The sequence below is a fragment of the Paenarthrobacter sp. 10L412 genome (genome assembly GCF_056395565.1).
In genome coordinates, this window is the sequence record NZ_JBFTJT010000021.1 from 21,619 (window position 1) to 39,655 (window position 18,037).

At 60.9% G+C, this 18,037-nt stretch carries 18 protein-coding genes and 1 tRNA gene; 7 read left to right on the forward strand and 12 right to left on the reverse strand.

The annotated features are described in order from the left end of the window. Window position 1: 1 nt before the first annotated feature. Genes AC1DD7_RS22555 through AC1DD7_RS22575 form a run of 5 tightly spaced genes read right to left on the reverse strand, consistent with a single transcriptional unit; the run spans window position 2 to window position 4,909 of the window. Window positions 2–1,327: an MFS transporter gene (locus AC1DD7_RS22555; protein ID WP_477516642.1), complete on the reverse strand. Its 1,326-nt coding sequence runs from the start codon at window positions 1,325–1,327 to the stop codon at window positions 2–4. A 43-nt stretch (window positions 1,328–1,370) separates the two neighbouring features. Next, window positions 1,371–1,826: a MaoC family dehydratase gene (locus AC1DD7_RS22560; RefSeq protein ID WP_477516643.1), complete on the reverse strand. Its 456-nt coding sequence runs from the start codon at window positions 1,824–1,826 to the stop codon at window positions 1,371–1,373. 41 nt (window positions 1,827–1,867) lie between these two features. After that, the gene (locus AC1DD7_RS22565; RefSeq protein ID WP_477516644.1) at window positions 1,868–3,064 is read right to left on the reverse strand and encodes an acyl-CoA dehydrogenase family protein; all 1,197 of its coding nucleotides are present in this window, start codon (window positions 3,062–3,064) and stop codon (window positions 1,868–1,870) included. A gap of 1 nt (window position 3,065) precedes the next feature. Then, a complete protein-coding gene (locus tag AC1DD7_RS22570) occupies window positions 3,066–3,956 on the reverse strand; it encodes an amidohydrolase family protein (RefSeq protein ID WP_477516645.1) in 891 nt (296 codons plus the stop codon). 11 nt (window positions 3,957–3,967) lie between these two features. Further along, window positions 3,968–4,909, reverse strand: a complete 942-nt coding sequence (locus AC1DD7_RS22575) for an SDR family NAD(P)-dependent oxidoreductase (protein ID WP_431118495.1) — start codon at window positions 4,907–4,909, stop codon at window positions 3,968–3,970. Between the two features lie 139 nt (window positions 4,910–5,048). On the opposite strand from AC1DD7_RS22575, the gene AC1DD7_RS22580 reads away from it, so the two are divergent. Next, window positions 5,049–5,507: a MarR family winged helix-turn-helix transcriptional regulator gene (locus tag AC1DD7_RS22580; RefSeq protein ID WP_477516646.1), complete on the forward strand. Its 459-nt coding sequence runs from the start codon at window positions 5,049–5,051 to the stop codon at window positions 5,505–5,507. Here AC1DD7_RS22580 and AC1DD7_RS22585 read toward each other — a convergent pair. Continuing rightward, complete coding sequence (locus AC1DD7_RS22585) at window positions 5,473–6,690, reverse strand: MFS transporter (protein WP_431118492.1); 1,218 nt, start codon at window positions 6,688–6,690, stop codon at window positions 5,473–5,475. The two genes, AC1DD7_RS22580 and AC1DD7_RS22585, sit on opposite strands and share 35 nt — an antisense overlap. Before the next feature lie 233 nt (window positions 6,691–6,923). On the opposite strand from AC1DD7_RS22585, the gene AC1DD7_RS22590 reads away from it, so the two are divergent. Further along, the gene (locus AC1DD7_RS22590) at window positions 6,924–7,166 is read left to right on the forward strand and encodes a hypothetical protein (protein WP_477516647.1); all 243 of its coding nucleotides are present in this window, start codon (window positions 6,924–6,926) and stop codon (window positions 7,164–7,166) included. Window positions 7,167–7,291: 125 nt separating this feature from the next. Then, entirely contained in the window at window positions 7,292–8,023 is a 732-nt protein-coding gene (locus AC1DD7_RS22595) for a DUF72 domain-containing protein (protein WP_477516648.1), read from the forward strand. 29 nt (window positions 8,024–8,052) lie between these two features. Here the strand turns inward: AC1DD7_RS22595 and AC1DD7_RS22600 are convergent, their stop codons facing one another. Next, complete coding sequence (locus AC1DD7_RS22600; RefSeq protein WP_477516649.1) at window positions 8,053–8,514, reverse strand: GatB/YqeY domain-containing protein; 462 nt, start codon at window positions 8,512–8,514, stop codon at window positions 8,053–8,055. Between the two features lie 202 nt (window positions 8,515–8,716). Between AC1DD7_RS22600 and AC1DD7_RS22605 the strand changes: the two genes are divergently transcribed. Then, window positions 8,717–8,995 (forward strand): DUF3040 domain-containing protein, encoded by a 279-nt coding sequence (locus AC1DD7_RS22605; RefSeq protein ID WP_477516650.1) that lies wholly within the window; start codon window positions 8,717–8,719, stop codon window positions 8,993–8,995. A 2-nt stretch (window positions 8,996–8,997) separates the two neighbouring features. Here AC1DD7_RS22605 and AC1DD7_RS22610 read toward each other — a convergent pair whose 3' ends face one another. Further along, window positions 8,998–10,314, reverse strand: a complete 1,317-nt coding sequence (locus AC1DD7_RS22610) for an NAD(P)/FAD-dependent oxidoreductase (protein WP_477516651.1) — start codon at window positions 10,312–10,314, stop codon at window positions 8,998–9,000. A 183-nt stretch (window positions 10,315–10,497) separates the two neighbouring features. Between AC1DD7_RS22610 and AC1DD7_RS22615 the strand changes: the two genes are divergently transcribed. Together AC1DD7_RS22615 and AC1DD7_RS22620 are read left to right on the forward strand one after the other, a co-directional pair. After that, window positions 10,498–11,283: a histidine phosphatase family protein gene (locus AC1DD7_RS22615; RefSeq protein WP_477516652.1), complete on the forward strand. Its 786-nt coding sequence runs from the start codon at window positions 10,498–10,500 to the stop codon at window positions 11,281–11,283. Beyond that, on the forward strand, window positions 11,261–12,190 hold the full coding sequence (locus AC1DD7_RS22620) for an NAD(P)H-hydrate dehydratase (protein ID WP_477516680.1): 930 nt from the start codon (window positions 11,261–11,263) through the stop codon (window positions 12,188–12,190). Before AC1DD7_RS22615 ends, AC1DD7_RS22620 begins: the two co-directional genes overlap by 23 nt. Before the next feature lie 20 nt (window positions 12,191–12,210). On the opposite strand, the gene AC1DD7_RS22625 is transcribed toward AC1DD7_RS22620, so the two are convergent. Then, window positions 12,211–13,896: a RecQ family ATP-dependent DNA helicase gene (locus tag AC1DD7_RS22625; RefSeq protein ID WP_477516653.1), complete on the reverse strand. Its 1,686-nt coding sequence runs from the start codon at window positions 13,894–13,896 to the stop codon at window positions 12,211–12,213. A gap of 168 nt (window positions 13,897–14,064) precedes the next feature. Between AC1DD7_RS22625 and AC1DD7_RS22630 the strand changes: the two genes are divergently transcribed. After that, complete coding sequence (locus AC1DD7_RS22630; protein WP_477516654.1) at window positions 14,065–15,321, forward strand: cation:proton antiporter; 1,257 nt, start codon at window positions 14,065–14,067, stop codon at window positions 15,319–15,321. Window positions 15,322–15,594: 273 nt separating this feature from the next. On the opposite strand, the gene AC1DD7_RS22635 is transcribed toward AC1DD7_RS22630, so the two are convergent. The 3 genes from AC1DD7_RS22635 to AC1DD7_RS22645 all read right to left on the reverse strand — a co-directional run bounded on the left by AC1DD7_RS22635 (window position 15,595) and on the right by AC1DD7_RS22645 (window position 17,963). Then, the gene (locus AC1DD7_RS22635) at window positions 15,595–16,704 is read right to left on the reverse strand and encodes a hypothetical protein (protein ID WP_477516655.1); all 1,110 of its coding nucleotides are present in this window, start codon (window positions 16,702–16,704) and stop codon (window positions 15,595–15,597) included. Window positions 16,705–16,871: 167 nt separating this feature from the next. Beyond that, a tRNA-Thr gene (locus AC1DD7_RS22640) sits at window positions 16,872–16,948 on the reverse strand. Window positions 16,949–17,084: 136 nt separating this feature from the next. After that, window positions 17,085–17,963 carry a DsbA family protein gene (locus tag AC1DD7_RS22645; RefSeq protein ID WP_477516656.1) on the reverse strand — a complete coding sequence of 293 codons (879 nt, stop codon included), beginning with the start codon at window positions 17,961–17,963 and terminating at the stop codon, window positions 17,085–17,087. Between the last annotated feature and the right edge of the window lie 74 nt (window positions 17,964–18,037).

An 18,037-nucleotide genomic window follows, 5' to 3' on the forward strand; every position in this document is an offset into this window, starting at 1 on the left:
CCTAACTGACCGAGGTGAGGTCGTTGTTCCTAGATTCCCGCGTTAGCAGGATGAACACAATCGAGACCAGCGACATGACGGAGAGGAAGACCACCACGGGGAGAATGTTCTGGGCGGAATCCTTGTAAAGGCCAGCCACGATGCCCGGGGTGAAACCCGCGCCGATCAAGGTCGCCAACTGATACCCGACGGCCGCGCCGGTGTATCTGTTGGTGGTACCGAACTGCTCGGAGACGAATGCTGCAAGTGGCCCGTACAGGGACGAGTGCAGAATGAGTGCCACCGTAAAAGCCAGGAAGATCAAGGCGATATTGCCGGAGCTGAGCATTCCGAACATGGGGAACAGGTAAAGGATAAACAGTGTCAACCCTGTGACCATGATTGGCCTGCGTCCGAAGCGGTCGGACATTCTGCCGCCGAGGAGCACGAACAGGATGGAGATGGCGGAGGCTCCCGCGAACGCGTATAGAACGCCTTGCTGCGGTGCGCCCTTGGAGACAGCATAAGTGACCGAGAAGGTCGGCAGCACAACTTGGAGGCCGAAGCCGGCGGCACCCGCGAACATGATCATGATGAGGGCCTTGGGGCGACGCAGCACTTCCAACAGCGGAATCTTGCGTTTGGTGCTTTGGGCGCCCTCCTTGGCCACGGCCTCAGCAAAGATGGGGCTCTCAGAGACCCGCAGCCTCACGAACATGCCGACGATCAGCAGCACGAAGGACAACAGGAATGGCACGCGCCAACCCCATGCCAGGAACGCGTCCTGCGGAAGCGCCGAGAAGATACCCATCACCAATGTGCCCAGTACAGCCCCCGTTGGGGCGCCTGCGTTGACGAACGATGCTGCGAAGCCGCGCCGCTTGGGATCGGAGTGTTCCAACGCCATCAGCGCAGCGCCGCCCCATTCACCACCGACGGCGATACCCTGGCACACGCGCAGGACCACCAGGATCACGGCTCCCCATGGACCGATGATGCTGGCGCCAGGAATCAGGCCGATCAGGGTGGAGGCGATGCCCATCATCGCCATGGAGACGATGAGCATTCCCTTGCGGCCGATCAGGTCTCCGAAGTGGCCGAAGATGATGCCGCCCAGGGGCCGGGCAACATAGCCGGCAGCGAAAGTAGCGTAGGCGGCTACGACGCCAACCCACTCATCAGTGCCTGCGAAGAAGACCTTGGGGAAAGCCACCGCGGCGGCCGTTGCGTACAGCAGGAAGTCGTAGAACTCGATGGTGCTGCCCAGATAGCTGGACAAAATGACCGTACGCGCTTCTTTGCGCTTCGCGGCCGTGCTCGCAGTTGCGAGTGCAGTGTGTCCTGACATGGCTGTTCCTTGGGAGAGGAGGGGTGGGTTCTTTGAAAGGGGCTTACTTATAGAAGCGGGCCAGGAATTCGGCCACGACGGCGGGGCGTTCCTGGCCTTCGATTTCGATAGTGGCGTTGACCTTGATTTGGGCCCCGCCCTTAACCTCGGTCACGTCGGCGATCGAGCCCTGCATGCGGACCTTTGATCCGACCTTGACTGGGGAGGTGAAGCGGACCTTGTCCAGGCCGTAGTTCACCTTGGTGGTGACGCCGTCGACGTCGAAAAGCTCACCCCAGAACGGGATGATCAGGGACAGTGTGAGGAATCCGTGGGCGATTGGGGCACCGAACGGGCCATTCTTGGCGCGCTCGGGATCGGTGTGGATCCACTGCTGATCGTCCGTGGCGTCAGCAAAGAGATTGATCTGTTGCTGGGTGATTTCCCGGTAATCGGTAGTGCCGAGGTCCTTGCCGGACATGGTGAGCAGCGTGTCGAAATCGACGACGAGATTGGGCATCGTTGCCTCCTTGTTGGGGTGTTGCTTAGTTGGGGTGTCTCTTACTGGGTAAAAGCGCTGACGCCCGTGAGGGCGCGGCCAATGATGAGCGCGTTGATGTCGTGGGTTCCCTCGTAGGAATAGACGGCTTCAGCGTCGGCGTGGAAACGCGCGACGTCGGTTTCGAGCGTGATGCCGTTGCCCCCGACCACTTCGCGGGCCAGTGCGACGGTCTCGCGCATGAACAAACTGGTCTGCATCTTGGCTAGTGCTGAATCCTGGTCCCGGTAAATCCCACGGGCCTGTTGTTCGTTGAGCCGGACCACCAGCGAGAGCGAAGCCGTGATGTTTCCGAGCATGCGGGCCAACTTCTCCTGCACCAATTGGAACGACCCCAGTGTGCGCCCGAACTGTTGACGTTCGTTGACGTAGGCCAACGCTGCTTCGAACGCTCCGGCTTGGATGCCGGTGGCGATCCACGCAACATCCGAACGCATAGCCCGGAGCATTTCGGCGACGTCCTTGAAGGAGTTCACGTTCTGCAGGCGCATGGCCTCAGGAACCCGCACCCGCTCAAGGCTGATGTGCGCGTTCTGCATCATTCTCAGCGACGTCTTGCCATGGATTTTCTCCACGGTGACGCCTGGCGCGGTCCGCTCCACGAGGAACGATTTGACCTGTCCATCGCCAATGTCGCGGGCGAACACGCACAGCACGTCAGCTGTGGAGGCGCCCCCGATCCAACGTTTGGCGCCGTCCAAAACCCAGCCTCCGCCGTCGGCGTCTGCTGCGAAACGGGCTGTGGTGGACAGCCCGCCGGCGATGTCGGAACCGTGGTCCGGTTCGGTCAGGGAGAAGACGCCTATGAGCGAGAAGTCGATGACCTTAGGTAGCCATTCGCGCTGCTGCTCCTCAGAGGCACCTATCTGGATTGCGGTCCGGAAGAGTCCGGCCTGTGCCGTGTACCAAGTGGCCAACGACGCGTCCGTGCGGGCAAGCTCGAAGATCCGGAACCCGTGATAGATCCCACGGGCAGGCGACTCAAAGGGTTCCATGAGGTCCAGGTCGATCAGGGGCTGTGCCATCTGCTCGGGGAACTCGCCACGTTCCCAATACGCGGCCAGGAGCGGCTTGGCCTCGATGTCCAGGAAGTCCCGCAAGCGGGATAGCACCTGACGTTCCTGAACGGACAAGAGTGACTCGGCGTCATACCAGTCCGCCACTGAATAGAGCCGCTGTTCCACAGCGATTGCCGTCATCTCAACCACCCAGCCCGAGCAGCCGGACAGCGTTGTCCTTCAGGACCTTCGGCCGGACCTCGTCCTTCAGTGGCAGATCAGCGAATGCTCCGAGCCACTTTTGCGGGGTGATCAGCGGGAAGTCCGTTCCGAACAGAATCTTGTCCTGCAGCATGGAATTGGAGAGGCGGACCAGTGATTCCGGGAAGTACTTGGGCGACCACCCGGACAGGTCGATGAACACGTTGGACTTGTGTGTGGCAATGGAGTTGGCCTCGTCCTGCCATGGCACCGACGGGTGGGCCATGATGATCTGCAAGCCAGGGAAGTCCGCGGCCACGGCGTCGAGCAGCAGCGGGTTGGAATAGGCCAACTTGATCCCATACCCGCCAGGAAGCCCCGCGCCCATGCCGTTCTGGCCTGTGTGGAAGATGGCGGGCAGCCCAAGTTCCTGAAGCGTTTCCCAGAGAGGGTAGAACCGTTCATTGGACGGGTCGAATCCCTGCAGGGACGGGTGGAACTTGAAGCCCCTGGCACCGAGCTCAATAGCCTGGCGCTTGGCACCGGCGATCGCGTCCTCGCCCGTGCGCGGGTCAACACTGCCGAAAGGAATCAGCACATCGTTGTTCCGCGCCGCCCCGGCGATCAGTTCGGGGATGCTGTTGGGTTCATGCTTGAGTTGGGTCCGCGCGTCGACCGTAAACACGACGGCGGCCATGTTCAAGTCCCGGTATATCTGCGCGATGCGGTCAAGCGACGGCATCCGGTCCTCAGCTTTGAAGTACTTCGCCGACGCCTCCGTAAGCGCGTCCGGAAGGGATCCGTGCCCGCAGCTGTCCACCTCCACGTGGACATGCATGTCGATCGCATCCAGTGCGGATGCGTCGATGCCAAGTTCGTAACGGTCGGCCATGGTCAGCGGGCCTAAGCAGTAATGGCCGCAGCTACGGGCTGGAGTTCTTGGGGTAACGGTAGGAATTCCTCGCCGTAGCTCTGCAGGGCCTCCGCTCCGAAGAGGGACCCTGCGTTGTCGCGGAGGGCTTCGTAGCTCCAACCGCCGTCGCGGTATTCAGTGGTTGCGGCCGTCGGGTGCGTCCAGACCTGCAGCCGGTCACCGCCGGCGCCAATTACCTGCCCGGTAATATGGGCAGCCGAGTCCGAGGCGAGGAACGCAATTAGCCCAGCGACGTCGTCGGCCGTGCCGAATCCGAGGTCGTGACGGAAGAAGGACGGCATGGCCTCGCCGCGTTCCTCAGCCTCCACGGCCTTCTGGAAGTAAGGAACGGTCTTGGTCATGGCAGTGGCCGCCACAGGGATCACAGTGTTCACCGTTACTCCGGCCTTCTTCATTTCCATCGCCCACGTTCGGACCATGCCAACGATTCCGGCCTTGGCTGCGGCGTAGTTGGTCTGGCCGAAGTTGCCGCGCTGGCCGGTCGGTGAACCGATGGTGATGACGCGGCCGGCGACGTTGTTGTCCTTGAAGTATGCGAACGCCTCGCGGACACATGTGAAGGTGCCCTTCAGGTGGACGTTGATGACCAGGTCGAAGTCCTCATCGGTCATCTTCAACAGGCTCTTGTCCCGCAGGATACCGGCGTTGGTGACCAGGATATCCAGTCGCCCGAACGCCTCAACAGCGCCTGCTACCAGCGCCTTGGCAGCGTCCGTGGTACCCACCGGAACCACGACGGCGGTTGCCCGTCCGCCGTCGGCCTCAATCAACGCGACTGCTTCTGCAGCGGTCCCAGGGTTCACGTCATTGACCACGACGGCGGCGCCTTGGCGGGCGAGCTCCCTCGCGTAAGCGAGTCCAAGACCCTGTCCGCTCCCAGTGACGATTGCAACCTTGCCGTTCAAGCTCATGGCGTGCTCCTTCGCATGCAGTAACCGGCCGGAGCCGGTGGGGCCGATCCCACTGCCCCGTGAGATCCTTGTCATGATCAATGAGATTACGGATCATTGAAAAAGTCAATGATTGTTTTTGTTTACTATTGGAGTTGTCATGGGCACGCAAAGCACCAACGTCGAAACCCCGCGCCTCGCGGCCGCGAAAATTGGGAACGACGTAGGCCTGCTGCTCGCCAAGCTCCACGCCACAGGGTCAGTCCTGAATAACCGCGCCCTGAGCGACTTTGGACTGCGGGAAAGGTCCTTTTCAGTACTGACGCTCGCCTGCAGTGGACTGGAACCGACCCAGCGCGAACTCGCCGATTTCCTCAGCCTGGACCCCAGCCAGGTTGTGAGCCTCGTGGACGACCTGGAGCACCGGGGCCTGGTAGAGCGAGCGCAGGGAAAGCAAGACAGGCGCGCCAAGATCATCGTCTCCACAGTCGAGGGCCGCCGAATCCACACGAAGGCCCGCGCTGCCCTGGAGGTGTGCGAACAAACCCAGCTCGCGGCATTAAGTGAAGAGGAGAACGCCCAACTCAGGGCGCTATTGAAGAAGGCTCTGTGGGGGTAATCACGGCTCCGGTCCGGTTGCGGTCCCGGCGCCGCGTTGGTGATTTTCCGGCCCTTGCCGTGAATTGGATGAGCAACATGGCCGCCAGGGTCAGGACCGCACACACGGCGAAGGTTCCTTGGTAACCGAAGGTTGTCATTGATCCGAAAGCAATGATCGGACCTGAAGCTACGGCGCCAATGCGCCGGGTATTGGTGAAGAGACCGGCTGCCAGGCCTGGACGCGGGATGATCTGCTGGAACAGGGTCAGGCCTATGCCCGCCACGACACCGAAGAACCAGGCATGCAGGATCTGAAGGAGCAGCAGTGTGATGGGATCAGCCACGAAGGTCATTCCTGCGTAGTACAAGATTCCGGCTATACAGCCCGATGTTATGAGCACCGTTCCGGACAGGTTACGGCTGAGCCGCCCGATCACCAGGAGGGCAGGTATCTCGAGCGCTGCGGCGACGCCCAGGGCAATACCCGCCCAAATCAGCTCCCCGCCCATTCTCTGGCCTACGAAGAGTGCCATGATGGTCACGGCGCTGCTGTCAGTTGCCTGAAGCAGCGTAAAACCTATGACCACACCAGTAACGGCCCATTTGGATGTCAGCGGGCTGTCAGTTTGATGGTCGCCAGACACGAAGTCTGCTTTGTCGGCGGTGGTTTCCCTGCGAAGAGCGGCACCGGTCGCCACGAGATTCAGGAGGGCAACGGCTGCGAGAGCGGGCAAAATCGCCCGGCTACCAAGCGCCCCCACCATCAGCGCGGCCAGCGGTGGCCCGGCAACCCATGAGAAAGAGACGATCGCACGCATATTGACCACGTCTGATGAGCCCGCCCCCGAATGCTTAAGATGGGCAAAAAACAGGGACATGCCAACCCCTGATGGTCCGCCCAAAGCTATCAGGGCAATCACGGCTACTGGCAATGTTGTGGTGAAGGCCAGTACGCAGGGAAGTGCCAGGGCCAAGAACCCGCAGAGCAGCATCGGCCGCAAGTAGTCGCGCTTCCTGTCCGCATATGCCGGGATGAGCAGGGAGGCCAGAAAGCCGCCAGCGTTGTACACGGCGAGCACCCAGCCCACATCGGCCGGCGACGCGTGGAAAAGATCCACCAGCATCAGGGCAAGGGCAGGAGTGAGGAAGGCAAACTGCAGGCCCCACAGCAACGCCATGGAAGACGGGAGTAACTGGCGCACTGCTGGTCCTCTCGAAGGGAAATCCGATCTCCACCAGACAACCAGTCCCTTCCTTAACGTGGGAGGGCTTGGTGTGCGGGGTACCCGCAGTACCTGCCAGGACCGATTGGGCATCCGTCAGACAACTGGACATTTGCACCGCCTCCCTGCGGGGCGATATGCAACCGTCCATATCGCGGCGTTCAGGCATATGTCAGGATCAAAGTTCACATCCTGATACCCCGGAATGGACCATGAACCTCCCACTTTTCCACGACCCCCTTCAGGGCCGCGTCACCGTCGACGCAACCGTGCGTGACCCAAGGATTGGACGCGATGGCGCGTTCCGCCGCGACGCCCGGACACGCATTTCTCCCCGGACCACCCGACCCTCCACGCACGCAGCCAAGTCAACCGGGAACGCCAGGCAGCGCGAGGTAGCCAAGGTTGCCGAAGATCTCCAGGCGTTGATCGCCAGGGCTGGGATCAAGTCCTGAAAAGGCACTAACTGGCGGCGTCGGCCGGGATTAGATCCTGCCCGAATGGGTATGTAGTGCTTGGTGAACGACCCAACGCGTGACATGACCCGGCAAACGCGCTCACGAGGACTACCATCCACAGCATGAGTATCCGCATCGGTACCTCGGGCTGGAGCTACGACCACTGGGAAAATGTCCTCTACCCACCGGGCCTGCCCACAGCCAAGCGTCTGGCGCACTACGTGGCGCGGTTCGACACGGTGGAGCTCAACGCGAGTTTCTACCGCTGGCCGCGGGACACCGCATTCAAAAGCTGGCACGATCGTTTGCCTGCTGGATTTGCGATGTCGGTCAAGGCACCCCGCGGTCTCACGCATGGCAAAAAGCTGTACAGCCCTGAAGTGTGGGTGGAACGCATTACCCGCTGCTGGCACGAGCTGGGCGACAAAAGAGCTGTGCTGCTTGCCCAGCTTCCTCCAGATTTTGCCCGCGATGATGCCCGCCTGGATTACTTCCTGGCAGCCCTGCCCCACTGGATTCGCGTGGCGGTGGAATTCCGGCACGATAGCTGGGACCACCCTGACGTATACGCGTTGCTTGAACGCCACGAGGCAGCCTACTGCATCATGAGCGGCGCCAACCTGCCATGCATCCTCCGGGTCACCGCACCGTTCGTTTACGTCCGGCTGCACGGACCGGATCCCGAGCACCTCTACGGCGGCTCGTATTCGGAGGAGGATCTTCGCTGGTGGGCGGATCGGATTCGTGAGTGGAACAGCACGGGCAAGGACGTGTACGCCTATTTCAACAACGACGGCGGTGGTAACGCCGTGCGCAATGCCGACACTTTGCGGTGGCTGCTTGGGAACGGCTGACTCGCTAAGGGCGAGCCAGCCGGCGGATCTTAGCTCAGGCGACCTCGCACGATCTCGCTGACGGTCTTGCCATCGAAGCGTCCTGCAACCTTGGCAGTGACCGGCTTCATCACGGCGCCGATTGAACGCATTGAGAGTTCCTGTCCCTCGGCTTTCAGAGCGGCGATGGCTTCGTCGACGATGCCTTCCACTTCTTCGCGGCTTAGTGGCTTGGGGAGGTACGCCTCGATGATCTCAGCCTCCGCAACTTCGGCGGCCGCCCTGTCTGCTTCCCCGGCTTCGGTGTAGATGCGTGCGGTATCCCGGCGCTTGGCAGCTTCCTTTTGGAGCAGGGACGTAACCTGCGCATCGTCCAAGTCGATGGGCGTTTTGCCCGATTTCTCGCGAGTGGTGATCTCACCCAGGACGTTCCGCACGGTGGTGAGCGCTGTCTTGTTGCCCGCCTTCATGTGGCCGACGACGTCTGCTTTGAGGCGATCTTTCAGTGACATTGTGCTCCTTGATCGGGGTTCCTACTTGCCATCGTAGTCAGTCCCCAAAGTCGACGCGGACCGGAACCAAGGTCCGGAAAATTTTCCTTGCGGAGCATTTAGTAAGCATGCTTAGCTTATTGTGCCGCTGGAATTCCTTGTAGGAACCGGTTGGCTCACCGATCGCACCGAGGAGCCTTAGCGCTACATGGGAGGGACAACCATGCATCTAAACGAACGGGAGCGCAGGGTGCTGCAGCAACTCGAACGGGAACTTTTCATCCAGGATCCTGACTTGGCCCGTCAACTGGAAACAGGAATCCCCGCGCGTCGCCCCTATGCACCGCAGCCCCGCCACGTTCTTGCTGTAGCAGTTGGAGTGCTGCTGATGCTGTTGGCCATACCAATCAGTCCGTCCCCCTTGGGATACTGTGGCTTCCTTCTGATGGCCTGGGGATTCGTGGCACATCGCGTTCAGAAGGCCCGTTCCACCTCCGGCTGAGCCTATTCCTTTTCCAATCCCGTATCGGGTGGTGGGGCGGGACGTACTTCGGGAAGCGTCAGCCCGGAGAGCTCCTTCTCGGTTGGGCCACTGACCACCACTTGCGCGGGGCTGTGCAGGAGGTATCCGTTGAGCCAGGAAAACAATGCACGGACTTTCTGCTGGACCCCGGACAACAGGGCCAAATGGACCAAGAGCCAGGACAAGAAAGCGAAAAGGCCCTGCAACTGGATTCGCTTGCGGCCCAGTTCTGCTACGGCAGCACCGCGGCCCACCATAGCCATATAGCCCTTATCAACGTATCGGAAGGGAGTACGGCTTCCGCCAGTAAGGTCTGCAAGGATGTTGGCCGCCGCCCACTTTCCCGCTTGTTGGGCTACGGAGCCGAGCTGGGGCAACTTCGCGCCAGTGGAATCGGTGATGTTCCCTGCATCACCGATGACGTACACACCATCCACATCCGGGGCGGTCAGGTCTGGACGGACATCGACACGCCCACCTTTTCCCTGTGCCAGCCCCGACGTGCTGATGAGGTCTCCCGCTTTCAGACCGCCTGCCCAGACAACGATCTGCGCGGGGACGAAGGTCCCATCAGCCAACGCCACACCATCGGTTCGCACCTCGGTAACGCCCACTCCCATATGCAGCTGGACGCCTACCTTCCCAAGGCGTTCGGTGGCATACCGCTGGGACTTCGTGGAAAACATGTTCAACACGCTCGGAACCATGTCCACCAGATGCACGCGGCAGCGGGCAGCGAGCTCGGGAGAGAAGTATTTGCGCACCATATATTTGACGTTTTCAGCCATAGCTCCGGCCGTTTCCACGCCGGTGGGACCTCCTCCGACCACTACGACATCCACAAAACCCTCAGAGCTTCTGTCGGCCTGATCAAGCAGTCGCGTAATGGCGGTGCCCAGCCTGGTGGCGTCCGTAACGGAGTACAGCGGGAAAGCATGTTGCCCGGCACCTGGGGTGTTGAAGAAGTTGGGAACGGCACCTACCGCAATGACCAGGATCTCCGCCCGCAAAGTCACACCATCGGCGGTAGTGACTGACCGTTGCGCAGCATCAAGAGAGGCAATACTCGCCGTCAGGACTTTGACGGTCTTATAGCGGCGGAAAACGGAGCGCAGCGGGCGCGTAATGGCTGAAACCCCGATCTGGGAGGTAGCCAGTTGGTAAAGGAGCGGTTGGAACTGGTGGTAGTTGTTCGAGTCGATCAACAGGACGCGTACGCCCTTCCGGCCTAGTTTTTTGGCTGCCGCAACGCCTGCAAATCCGGCACCCACCACGATGACTTGGTATGTGTCCTCCATGCGAGCAACTTACTTCACCATGGGTCCGGGCAACAGTGCTTGCCGGTCTTCGCCTGCCGATAATATTCGACGCCGGGTGGACGGCCAACGCTGGGATGGCAGCTCGCCGTCGTGCGTTTATTCTCTAGTCCCGTGGGTACGCAGTGGGTAGTGTTTTGCATTCGGCAAGGGCGCGCGAAGGAGTTGGTTTTCTTGAACGACGACGGCCTGACAGAGGCGGTGCAGGAGGCCGGGGCTGTTGAGTTGCTGCTGGTCCGGCATGGAGAAAGCGAAGGCAACGTGGCCGCGACGGAAGCTCGCCTGGCGCGGGCTGAGGTCATTGACGTCCCCGCCAGGGACCCGGACGTGAACCTCTCGGATACTGGCGAGGATCAGGCCAAGGCACTGGGAACGGCGCTGTCTCGGATTGCCGAGGAGCTCCGTCCGGACACGGTGGTTTCCTCCCCTTATGCACGCGCCCTTCAGACGGCGGAAATTGCCGTTCAAGCAGCTGGCTGGCCCCTGAAAGTCCACACGGACGAACGCCTGCGGGACCGGGAATTGGGCATTTTGGACCGGCTCACCCGCATAGGTGTGGAGACGCGTTACCCCGACGAGGCAGAACGTCGCCTATGGCTGGGCAAGCTGTACTACCGGCCACCGGGAGGTGAATCCTGGGCTGACGTCGCGCTTCGCCTGCGATCCGTCCTGGATGAGCTGAACAGTTTGGGACGGGGACACCGCGTGATGCTCGTTTGCCATGATGCGGTGATCCTGCTGGTCCGATACGTCCTGGAGGGGATGTCCGAACGCGAGATCCTGGACCTCGCCGCCAGCACAACGGTTCTGAACGCGTCGATAACCCGGTATGTGCGCCCGTCTGGTGCTGGACCGTGGACGCTTGAAAGCTTCAATGCGGCCGACCATCTCACGGAGCAGGGCGTCACGGTTACCGAGCATGCTGGAGATGCCAGTGTCCACCCGCAGTGATTCCAACGGCGTGAGCGGCCCTACACAGGTGACGCCATCGCTTCTGCGCGACTGGCCGCTGCCTGCTCCTGGCGAAGATAAATACTCACGCGGCGCTGTGCTGGTCATCGGCGGGGCGCGGACCACTCCGGGCGCCACCGTCCTGGCTGGCATCGCTGCCCTACGCGCCGGGGCGGGAAAGATTACCTTGGCTGTCGCCGAATCCGTGGCCGTGCAGGTGGGAGTAGCGTTCCCGGAGTGCGGGGCGGTGGGCTTGCCGGAGACAGCCGATGGGTCCGTTACCGGTGAGGGGCTGGACCTCATCTCAAGGTACATGGAACGGGCAGACGCCGTGTTGGTCGGGCCTGGCCTGGATGATTCGGATCTGGCAGGGGAATTGCTCACCAGGTTGTTGGAGCGGGAGGAACTCCGAGGCGGGCAGGAAGGCCCTGCCGTTGTCCTCGACGCCTATGCCCTCGGGGGGCTGGTGAAGCTTAAGGAGAGGCTGGAACCTTGGCGAGGCCGGCTAATTCTTACCCCTAACCCGACTGAGGCGGGAATCCTGCTGGGACGGGACGTAAACTACCTGGAAACTGACATTGCCGCCGTCGCCGAACGGTACGGCGCGGTGGTGAGCTGCCAGGGCGTGATCGCACGTCCACCTGGAGAAGGCCGTGGGGACCCGGAACTGTGGAAGATCACCACCGGGTACGGAGGCTTGGGTACCTCAGGCAGTGGAGATGTACTGGCGGGTGCCATTGCCGGTCTCCGGGCGCGTGGAACCAGCGGCTCACAGGCTGCCTGCTGGGGAACCCACCTCCACGCCGCCGCGGCCGACCGCTTGGCCAGCAAGCTGGGCCCGCTCGGGTTCCTTGCGCGCGAACTCGCCGACGAATTGCCCGCCCTGATGCTGGAGCTGAACACCTGAGACGCTGAGCCTCGTAGCGCTTAAGCGGGCTTCAGGAGTTCATGCTCCATAACCGCGCTGCGGGAGAGCATCTTGTACCCCTCCTGCTCGAACAAGACGGTGATGACGTCGTCCTCATGCCTCATCACCAGACCCGGGCCCCATTCCTTGTGAATCACAGCGGACTGCAGTGGGAAGGGGTCGCTTTGGCCAGCACGCTGTTCATCTGAGCCACGATCTTCATCTGTGCTGTGGAAACCATTGCTGGCTTTGGAAGCATCGGCGCACGCATCACAATTGCCGCACGGCTCCGAAAGTTCCTCACCGAAATAGCCGAGCAGGAACCGCCGACGGCAGCTGTCCGTCTCCGCATATGCGCGCATCATGGTGAGCCGGGACTGGTCAACGCGCTGCCGGGCTTCGGCCAGTTCGACTGCCCGGGCCACCAGGGCCGACAGTTTGGCTTTGGATGCCAGACGAATGCCGCGCTTGCCAGTGGTGACAGCGCCCGCTTCCTCCAACTGGTTGACTAGCCCGGTGAGGCGACGGACAGGGAATCCAGTCAACTCCGCGAGAGCGCCCTTGGGGGCAGGAGCGCCTGCGGCTTTCAGGATCCTCAGGACTGCCAGGAGCGATTCCGGGTCCGGTGAGTGCGTGCCGAAGAACTTCCGCAGGCCAAGATCCTCTTCGCGGTAATGCAGTGTGGCCGTGGCCGGTTTCCCGTCACGTCCGGAACGGCCGATTTCCTGGTAATAGGCATCCAGGGACTCCGGAATGTCAGCATGCACTACGAACCGGACGTTGGACTTGTTGATACCCATGCCGAAAGCAGTTGTAGCAACTACGACGTCCAGCTGGTCGTCCAGAAACTGCTCATGGATGCGCTCCCGGTCAGCATCAGATCGACCCGCGTGGTAGGCCTCGGCGCGGAGTCCTTCATTTGCCAGTTTGGCGGCGTACTTTTCGGTGTCCTTTCGGGTGGCGGCGTACAGGAGACCCCGTTCTCCTCCCTTGGCCAGTGCGGCAACCTGCTCCAGGACGGCTTTTCGCTTGCCTTTGTCTTCTTGGTGGCGGACCACGTCAAGGCTGATGTTGGGCCGGTCAAAGCCACGGACCAGGATCAGCGGATCCTTCATGCCCAGCCGTTCAAGAATTTCGTCGCGCACCGGCGGCGAGGCTGTAGCGGTAAGGGCTGCCACTGGAGGCTTTCCCAATCGTTCGCGGACATTTCCCAGATCCAGGTAGTCGGGGCGGAAATCGTGGCCCCAGGAGGAGACGCAGTGTGCCTCGTCCACCACGAACATCGTGATGTCCAGTTTGGCGATACGGTCTACAGTCTCCTGTTTGGCCAACTGTTCCGGGGCAAGAAACAGAAAAGTGGCCTTGCCGGACTCGGCTGCCTCCCAGGCCTCCTCCACTTCCGAGTCGCTGCGGGAGGAGTTAATGGCGACGGCAACGCCGTCACCCAACTGCCCGTTCAGCCCATCCAGCTGGTCCTCCTGCAAAGCAATCAAGGGAGAAACCACGACGGCGGGGCGCCCGGTTTGGTTGTAGAGGTACCTCGCTGCCACTTGGTATGTGGCTGATTTGCCGTACCCAGTGGGCATGACCGCCAAGACGTCGCGGCCGCCTGCGAGCGCGTTCATGGCCGCGAGTTGGCCGTCGCGCAGCTTAGGGAGGGAAAAGGAAGACGCCGCCAAGGCGCCCAGGTCTGGATCATCGGACATTGGAAAACGGCTCCGCACAGTGGGTGTTGCGGCCGCTTGCTTCAGCCGAGGTAACCAGACTAACGCGGGCCGGGACCCGGCGTCGTTCGCTTCTTCCTGGTTGTGGATAACTCTGGCCGCCTACCGAAAGTCCGGCGTCATGGCGTCATCGCAACGGTGGCGGTAGCTTTGGATTACTTTTCCTTCGAAGCGGCCGAGGTACAAGCGGCCCAGGTACCGGAGGTACCGCTGATGCAGGGCTTGTCTACATCCTTGGTTCTGATCGCTCTACTGGCTGTGGTGGCTCCCCTTGCGGTCCGCTTCCTTGACCGGGCGGTCAAGGTGCCGCTGGTGGTGTTCGAGATCGTCCTCGGAATCCTGCTGGGCCCGAGCCTGCTGGGATGGATCGAATCTACCCAGTTCACGGATACGCTGGCCGATTTCGGGCTGGCGATGCTGTTTTTCGTGGCGGGCAACGAGATTGATTTCGCCGATATCCGAGGCCGTCCCGCCCTCCGTGCCTCAGCCGGTTGGGTTATCTCGCTAGCCGCGGGCGTTGGCGCAGGCTTTCTCCTTGCCCCCACGCCAGAGGCCGCCGTCATCATCGGGGTGGCGCTGTGCTCTACCGCGTTGGGAGCATTGCTGCCCATTCTTCGCGATTCCGGCGAATCAAAATCCCCGCTCGGTATCGCTGTCACGGCATTGGGTGCAGCTGGCGAGTTTGGTCCCCTGATTGCAATCTCGCTGTTTTTCAGCGGCAGGCAACTGGGACCGGCCACGGCGGTGCTTCTCGGATTTGTCCTCCTGACCGCCATTGCCATTTTCCTGGCCTCCAAGGCGAGGCACACGCTCTTCCACTCGCAGGTCACCAGGACCCTGCACACCAGCGGCCAGTTCGCTGTCCGCTCCATCATGTTCATCCTCACAGTGCTCGTGGTGCTGAGCATGGTCCTGGGACTGGACATGTTGCTGGGGGCATTCGCCGCAGGCGTCCTCTGGAAGGTGGCCATTGCGCGCGCGCCCGAACGGGACCGGAAGGTGATCGAGACCAAACTCGACGCCGTCGCGTTCGGTTTCCTGGTGCCCATCTTCTTCATCGATACCGGCATAGATTTCGATCTCGGCGCACTCACGTCCAGCCCGACAGCCCTGGGAATGGTCCCGCTGTTCGTGCTCCTCCTGCTGATTATCCGGGGCCTGCCGTCGATGCTTGCTGCCCCGCCGAAGTCCACTTTCGCTGAGAAACGGTCCATCATACTTTTCGGGGCAACGGGTTTGCCGATTATCGTTGCCGTCACAGCCATCGGCAGGGATCAGGGCTTCATCTCAAGCGGGATCTCGTCAGCACTGGTTGGGGCCGGCATGCTCTCGGTGCTCCTGTTCCCGCTGCTGGCGCTTCGACAGGGTCAGCGTGAACGTCAACGCAGGACCCAGCAAGTGCGGTGACCGGTTCGCATGACTGACTGGAATGCGGCAGCGAGGTCAGTTCCTCATGTGCAACCCAATTGAAGGACAGAAACGTCGCTACGAGCACTCATTGCAACGTCTCTGTCCGCCTGGCTGGGTTCCCGGAAACAAGAAACCCCTCCGTCCATTCGCTGGCGTGCCCAGCGAGCTGACTCGTCACGATGCGATAGGGATCACCTCAAAGATCGCGAGCACAATCGCATTGTCCTTCGACTTTGAACCGCTGACCTGACCGCCGACCCTGGCTTCAAATTACCCCTTCAGGATTTTCATAAAAGTCTGTGTGCTGTCTTTGTCTTTCCACGCCGCCTTAATGTGGGCCGTCAAACGGGCTACGTCCCTATCAACCGTGCTCGGCCACAGATTTGGGCTGTAGTCTTCAACACGCAGCATATGGTCAACATCGAAAATTGGGCCTGTGCCCTTAGCCCGGACAAGAGCGACAGGCTTATCAGCGCTCATGCGCATACCCAGCTCAAACAAGACATTTGGATTGTGCTCAGTCAAGTCGGCTAGTACCAAGTCGGCCTCCAAGAGTTCTGTAACGATTGTCGACTGGATAATGTCAGATCCTTGCCGCTTCGCAGTTCGCGCCTCGAAGCCAGCGGCCTTGATAGCCGGCTCAAATACCGATTTCAGCACTTCGTCGAAAAAGCCAATGGGACGGTTCTCATCTCGTTCACTGAAAGGCATTGCAATGAAACAGACAGGAGCCCCAGGCTTCGGCTTCGCACCCACGGTTTCTACAACTGGCGGAATAGAGACGGCGGCCTTTATAGGATTTGAGTCGGTGAAATCAGTCCCAATGCCGGCAAAACGGCAGTTCTTGTCGAAGAGATCAACGAACTCTTCGACAATCGACTCATCAAGTCCGAACGAAGTCTTGAGCGTGTTAGTTCGAAATGGCTCTTCTGGAAGCTTGCTTCCTTGGTAGTGCTCGACAACGCGTCTATATATGTCAACGTTGAAAAAAGCCTTCTGAAGCGCGGCATGGTGCTCATCCGCACTTCGCGGATAGACGGCCTCTCGGCCTAGGCTGGTTAGAGTCACCTCCGCGGAATCCTGAACACCGATGGTCAGGCCGAAGTCTCGGGAAGACGCTAACAAATACCTGAAATTACTGGAAGTTCGACTGATTTCAAGCGCAGTAGCCACCTCGGCCGGTGGCCACGCATTTCCACCGTTGTGTTCTTTGATGGCCGTGGCCACCCGCAGGGCTTGCTCCAGTGCGCGACGGGGGTAAGGTCTCTGAACGCTAGAGTTGCGGTTTTGCCTGCTCCGTGTCGTGGCGGCTGTCTCCTCTTCAATCCCTAACTCCTCCGCGCTGCCTGGAGTATCTGAAGATCCATCGTGCTCTGTCACGCTAATTTTCCCCCTAATCTCAAGGCCCCCATTAGCCTTCCCGCATCATACTAGTGGGGCAAAACGATACGGAGGGGTTTTGGAGGGGATACCCTATTTGGGTAAAAGAGAGCCGCGCCGGAACGGTGCCGCAGGAGGAAGTCCCTTAGGACCGGGGCATTTAAGAGTGGAGCCCCCTGTCGGATTCGAACCGACGACCCCCGCTTTACAAGAGCGGTGCTCTGGCCAACTGAGCTAAGGAGGCATGCGCCGAAAACGACGCTAGATAAGGTTAGCCCAGACCCTCCCCCTCACGGAAATCACGAAGGCGGCGAGCCACCCCGGGTTGAACGCAAGGCACAAACCCGAGGTGACCAGCCGCCGTCGTAAATTCCTGAAACCTAGCCCTTGGCGTCAACCGCGGTCTGGATCTCAGCGTTCAGGTCGGTGGATCCGTCCCACTGCTTGCCGTCGATGAAAACGGTGGGGGTGCCCGTGACGCCGATGGCCGCGGCTTCCTGCGTAGCGACCTTCACATACGGCCGGTACTGCTTGCTGTCCACACAGGAGTCGATGTTCGCTGCCCCTACTTCCTTGGCCATGGCCTTGAGGTCGTTGTCCGAGATACCGGCGCTGCCTTCGGCAGGCTGGCGTTCGAAGAGGAGGTTGAAGAAGTCGGCGTACTTCTCAGGCGAAGAGTTCACCACGCACGCTGCAGCATTTGCTGCGCGTGAAGAGTAGTTGGTGGTGGACTGCTGGTCCAGGAAGCCAAGGGGACGGTACTCGAGGGAAATCTTGCCTTCGTTGCGGAGATTCGTGAGCGACTCCCCGTAGGTTGTCTCAAACCGCTTGCAGACGGGGCAGATGAAGTCGATGTAAGCGATCACCTTGACGGGCTTGCCGGCCTCAGGCTCACCACCGGGGACGGTGACGGTTGCGGGTTTGGTTGCCGGAGCCGAAGGGACGTCGGCTACGTTCACGGATGAGGCATCGGACTTCACGACGTCGGAGTTGGCCAGCAATGTTACGCCGCCGTGCACGTTGCCGTTCGCGGGAGTGGGGCCCTGATCGGCGATGGGTGCGCTTTGCTGAATGCTGGTGGTCACGACCAACGCGATAACGGCAAGGATTGCCACGACGGCCACCACGATGCCCCAACCGATCAGGAGTTTGTTGCGCTTTTCCTTTTTCAGCTGCGCTTCGCGGATTTCGCGCGCTTTCTCCCGTGCCTGGGCGGTGCGTTCAGCCTTGGAGAGGCGGGGTTCGTTTGCGGGGCTCATCAGTTCCTCGGATTACTCGACGTCGTAGGGCATAGCTTGGGGCAACGGGGTCAGTTTACGGGAGCCAACTAGGA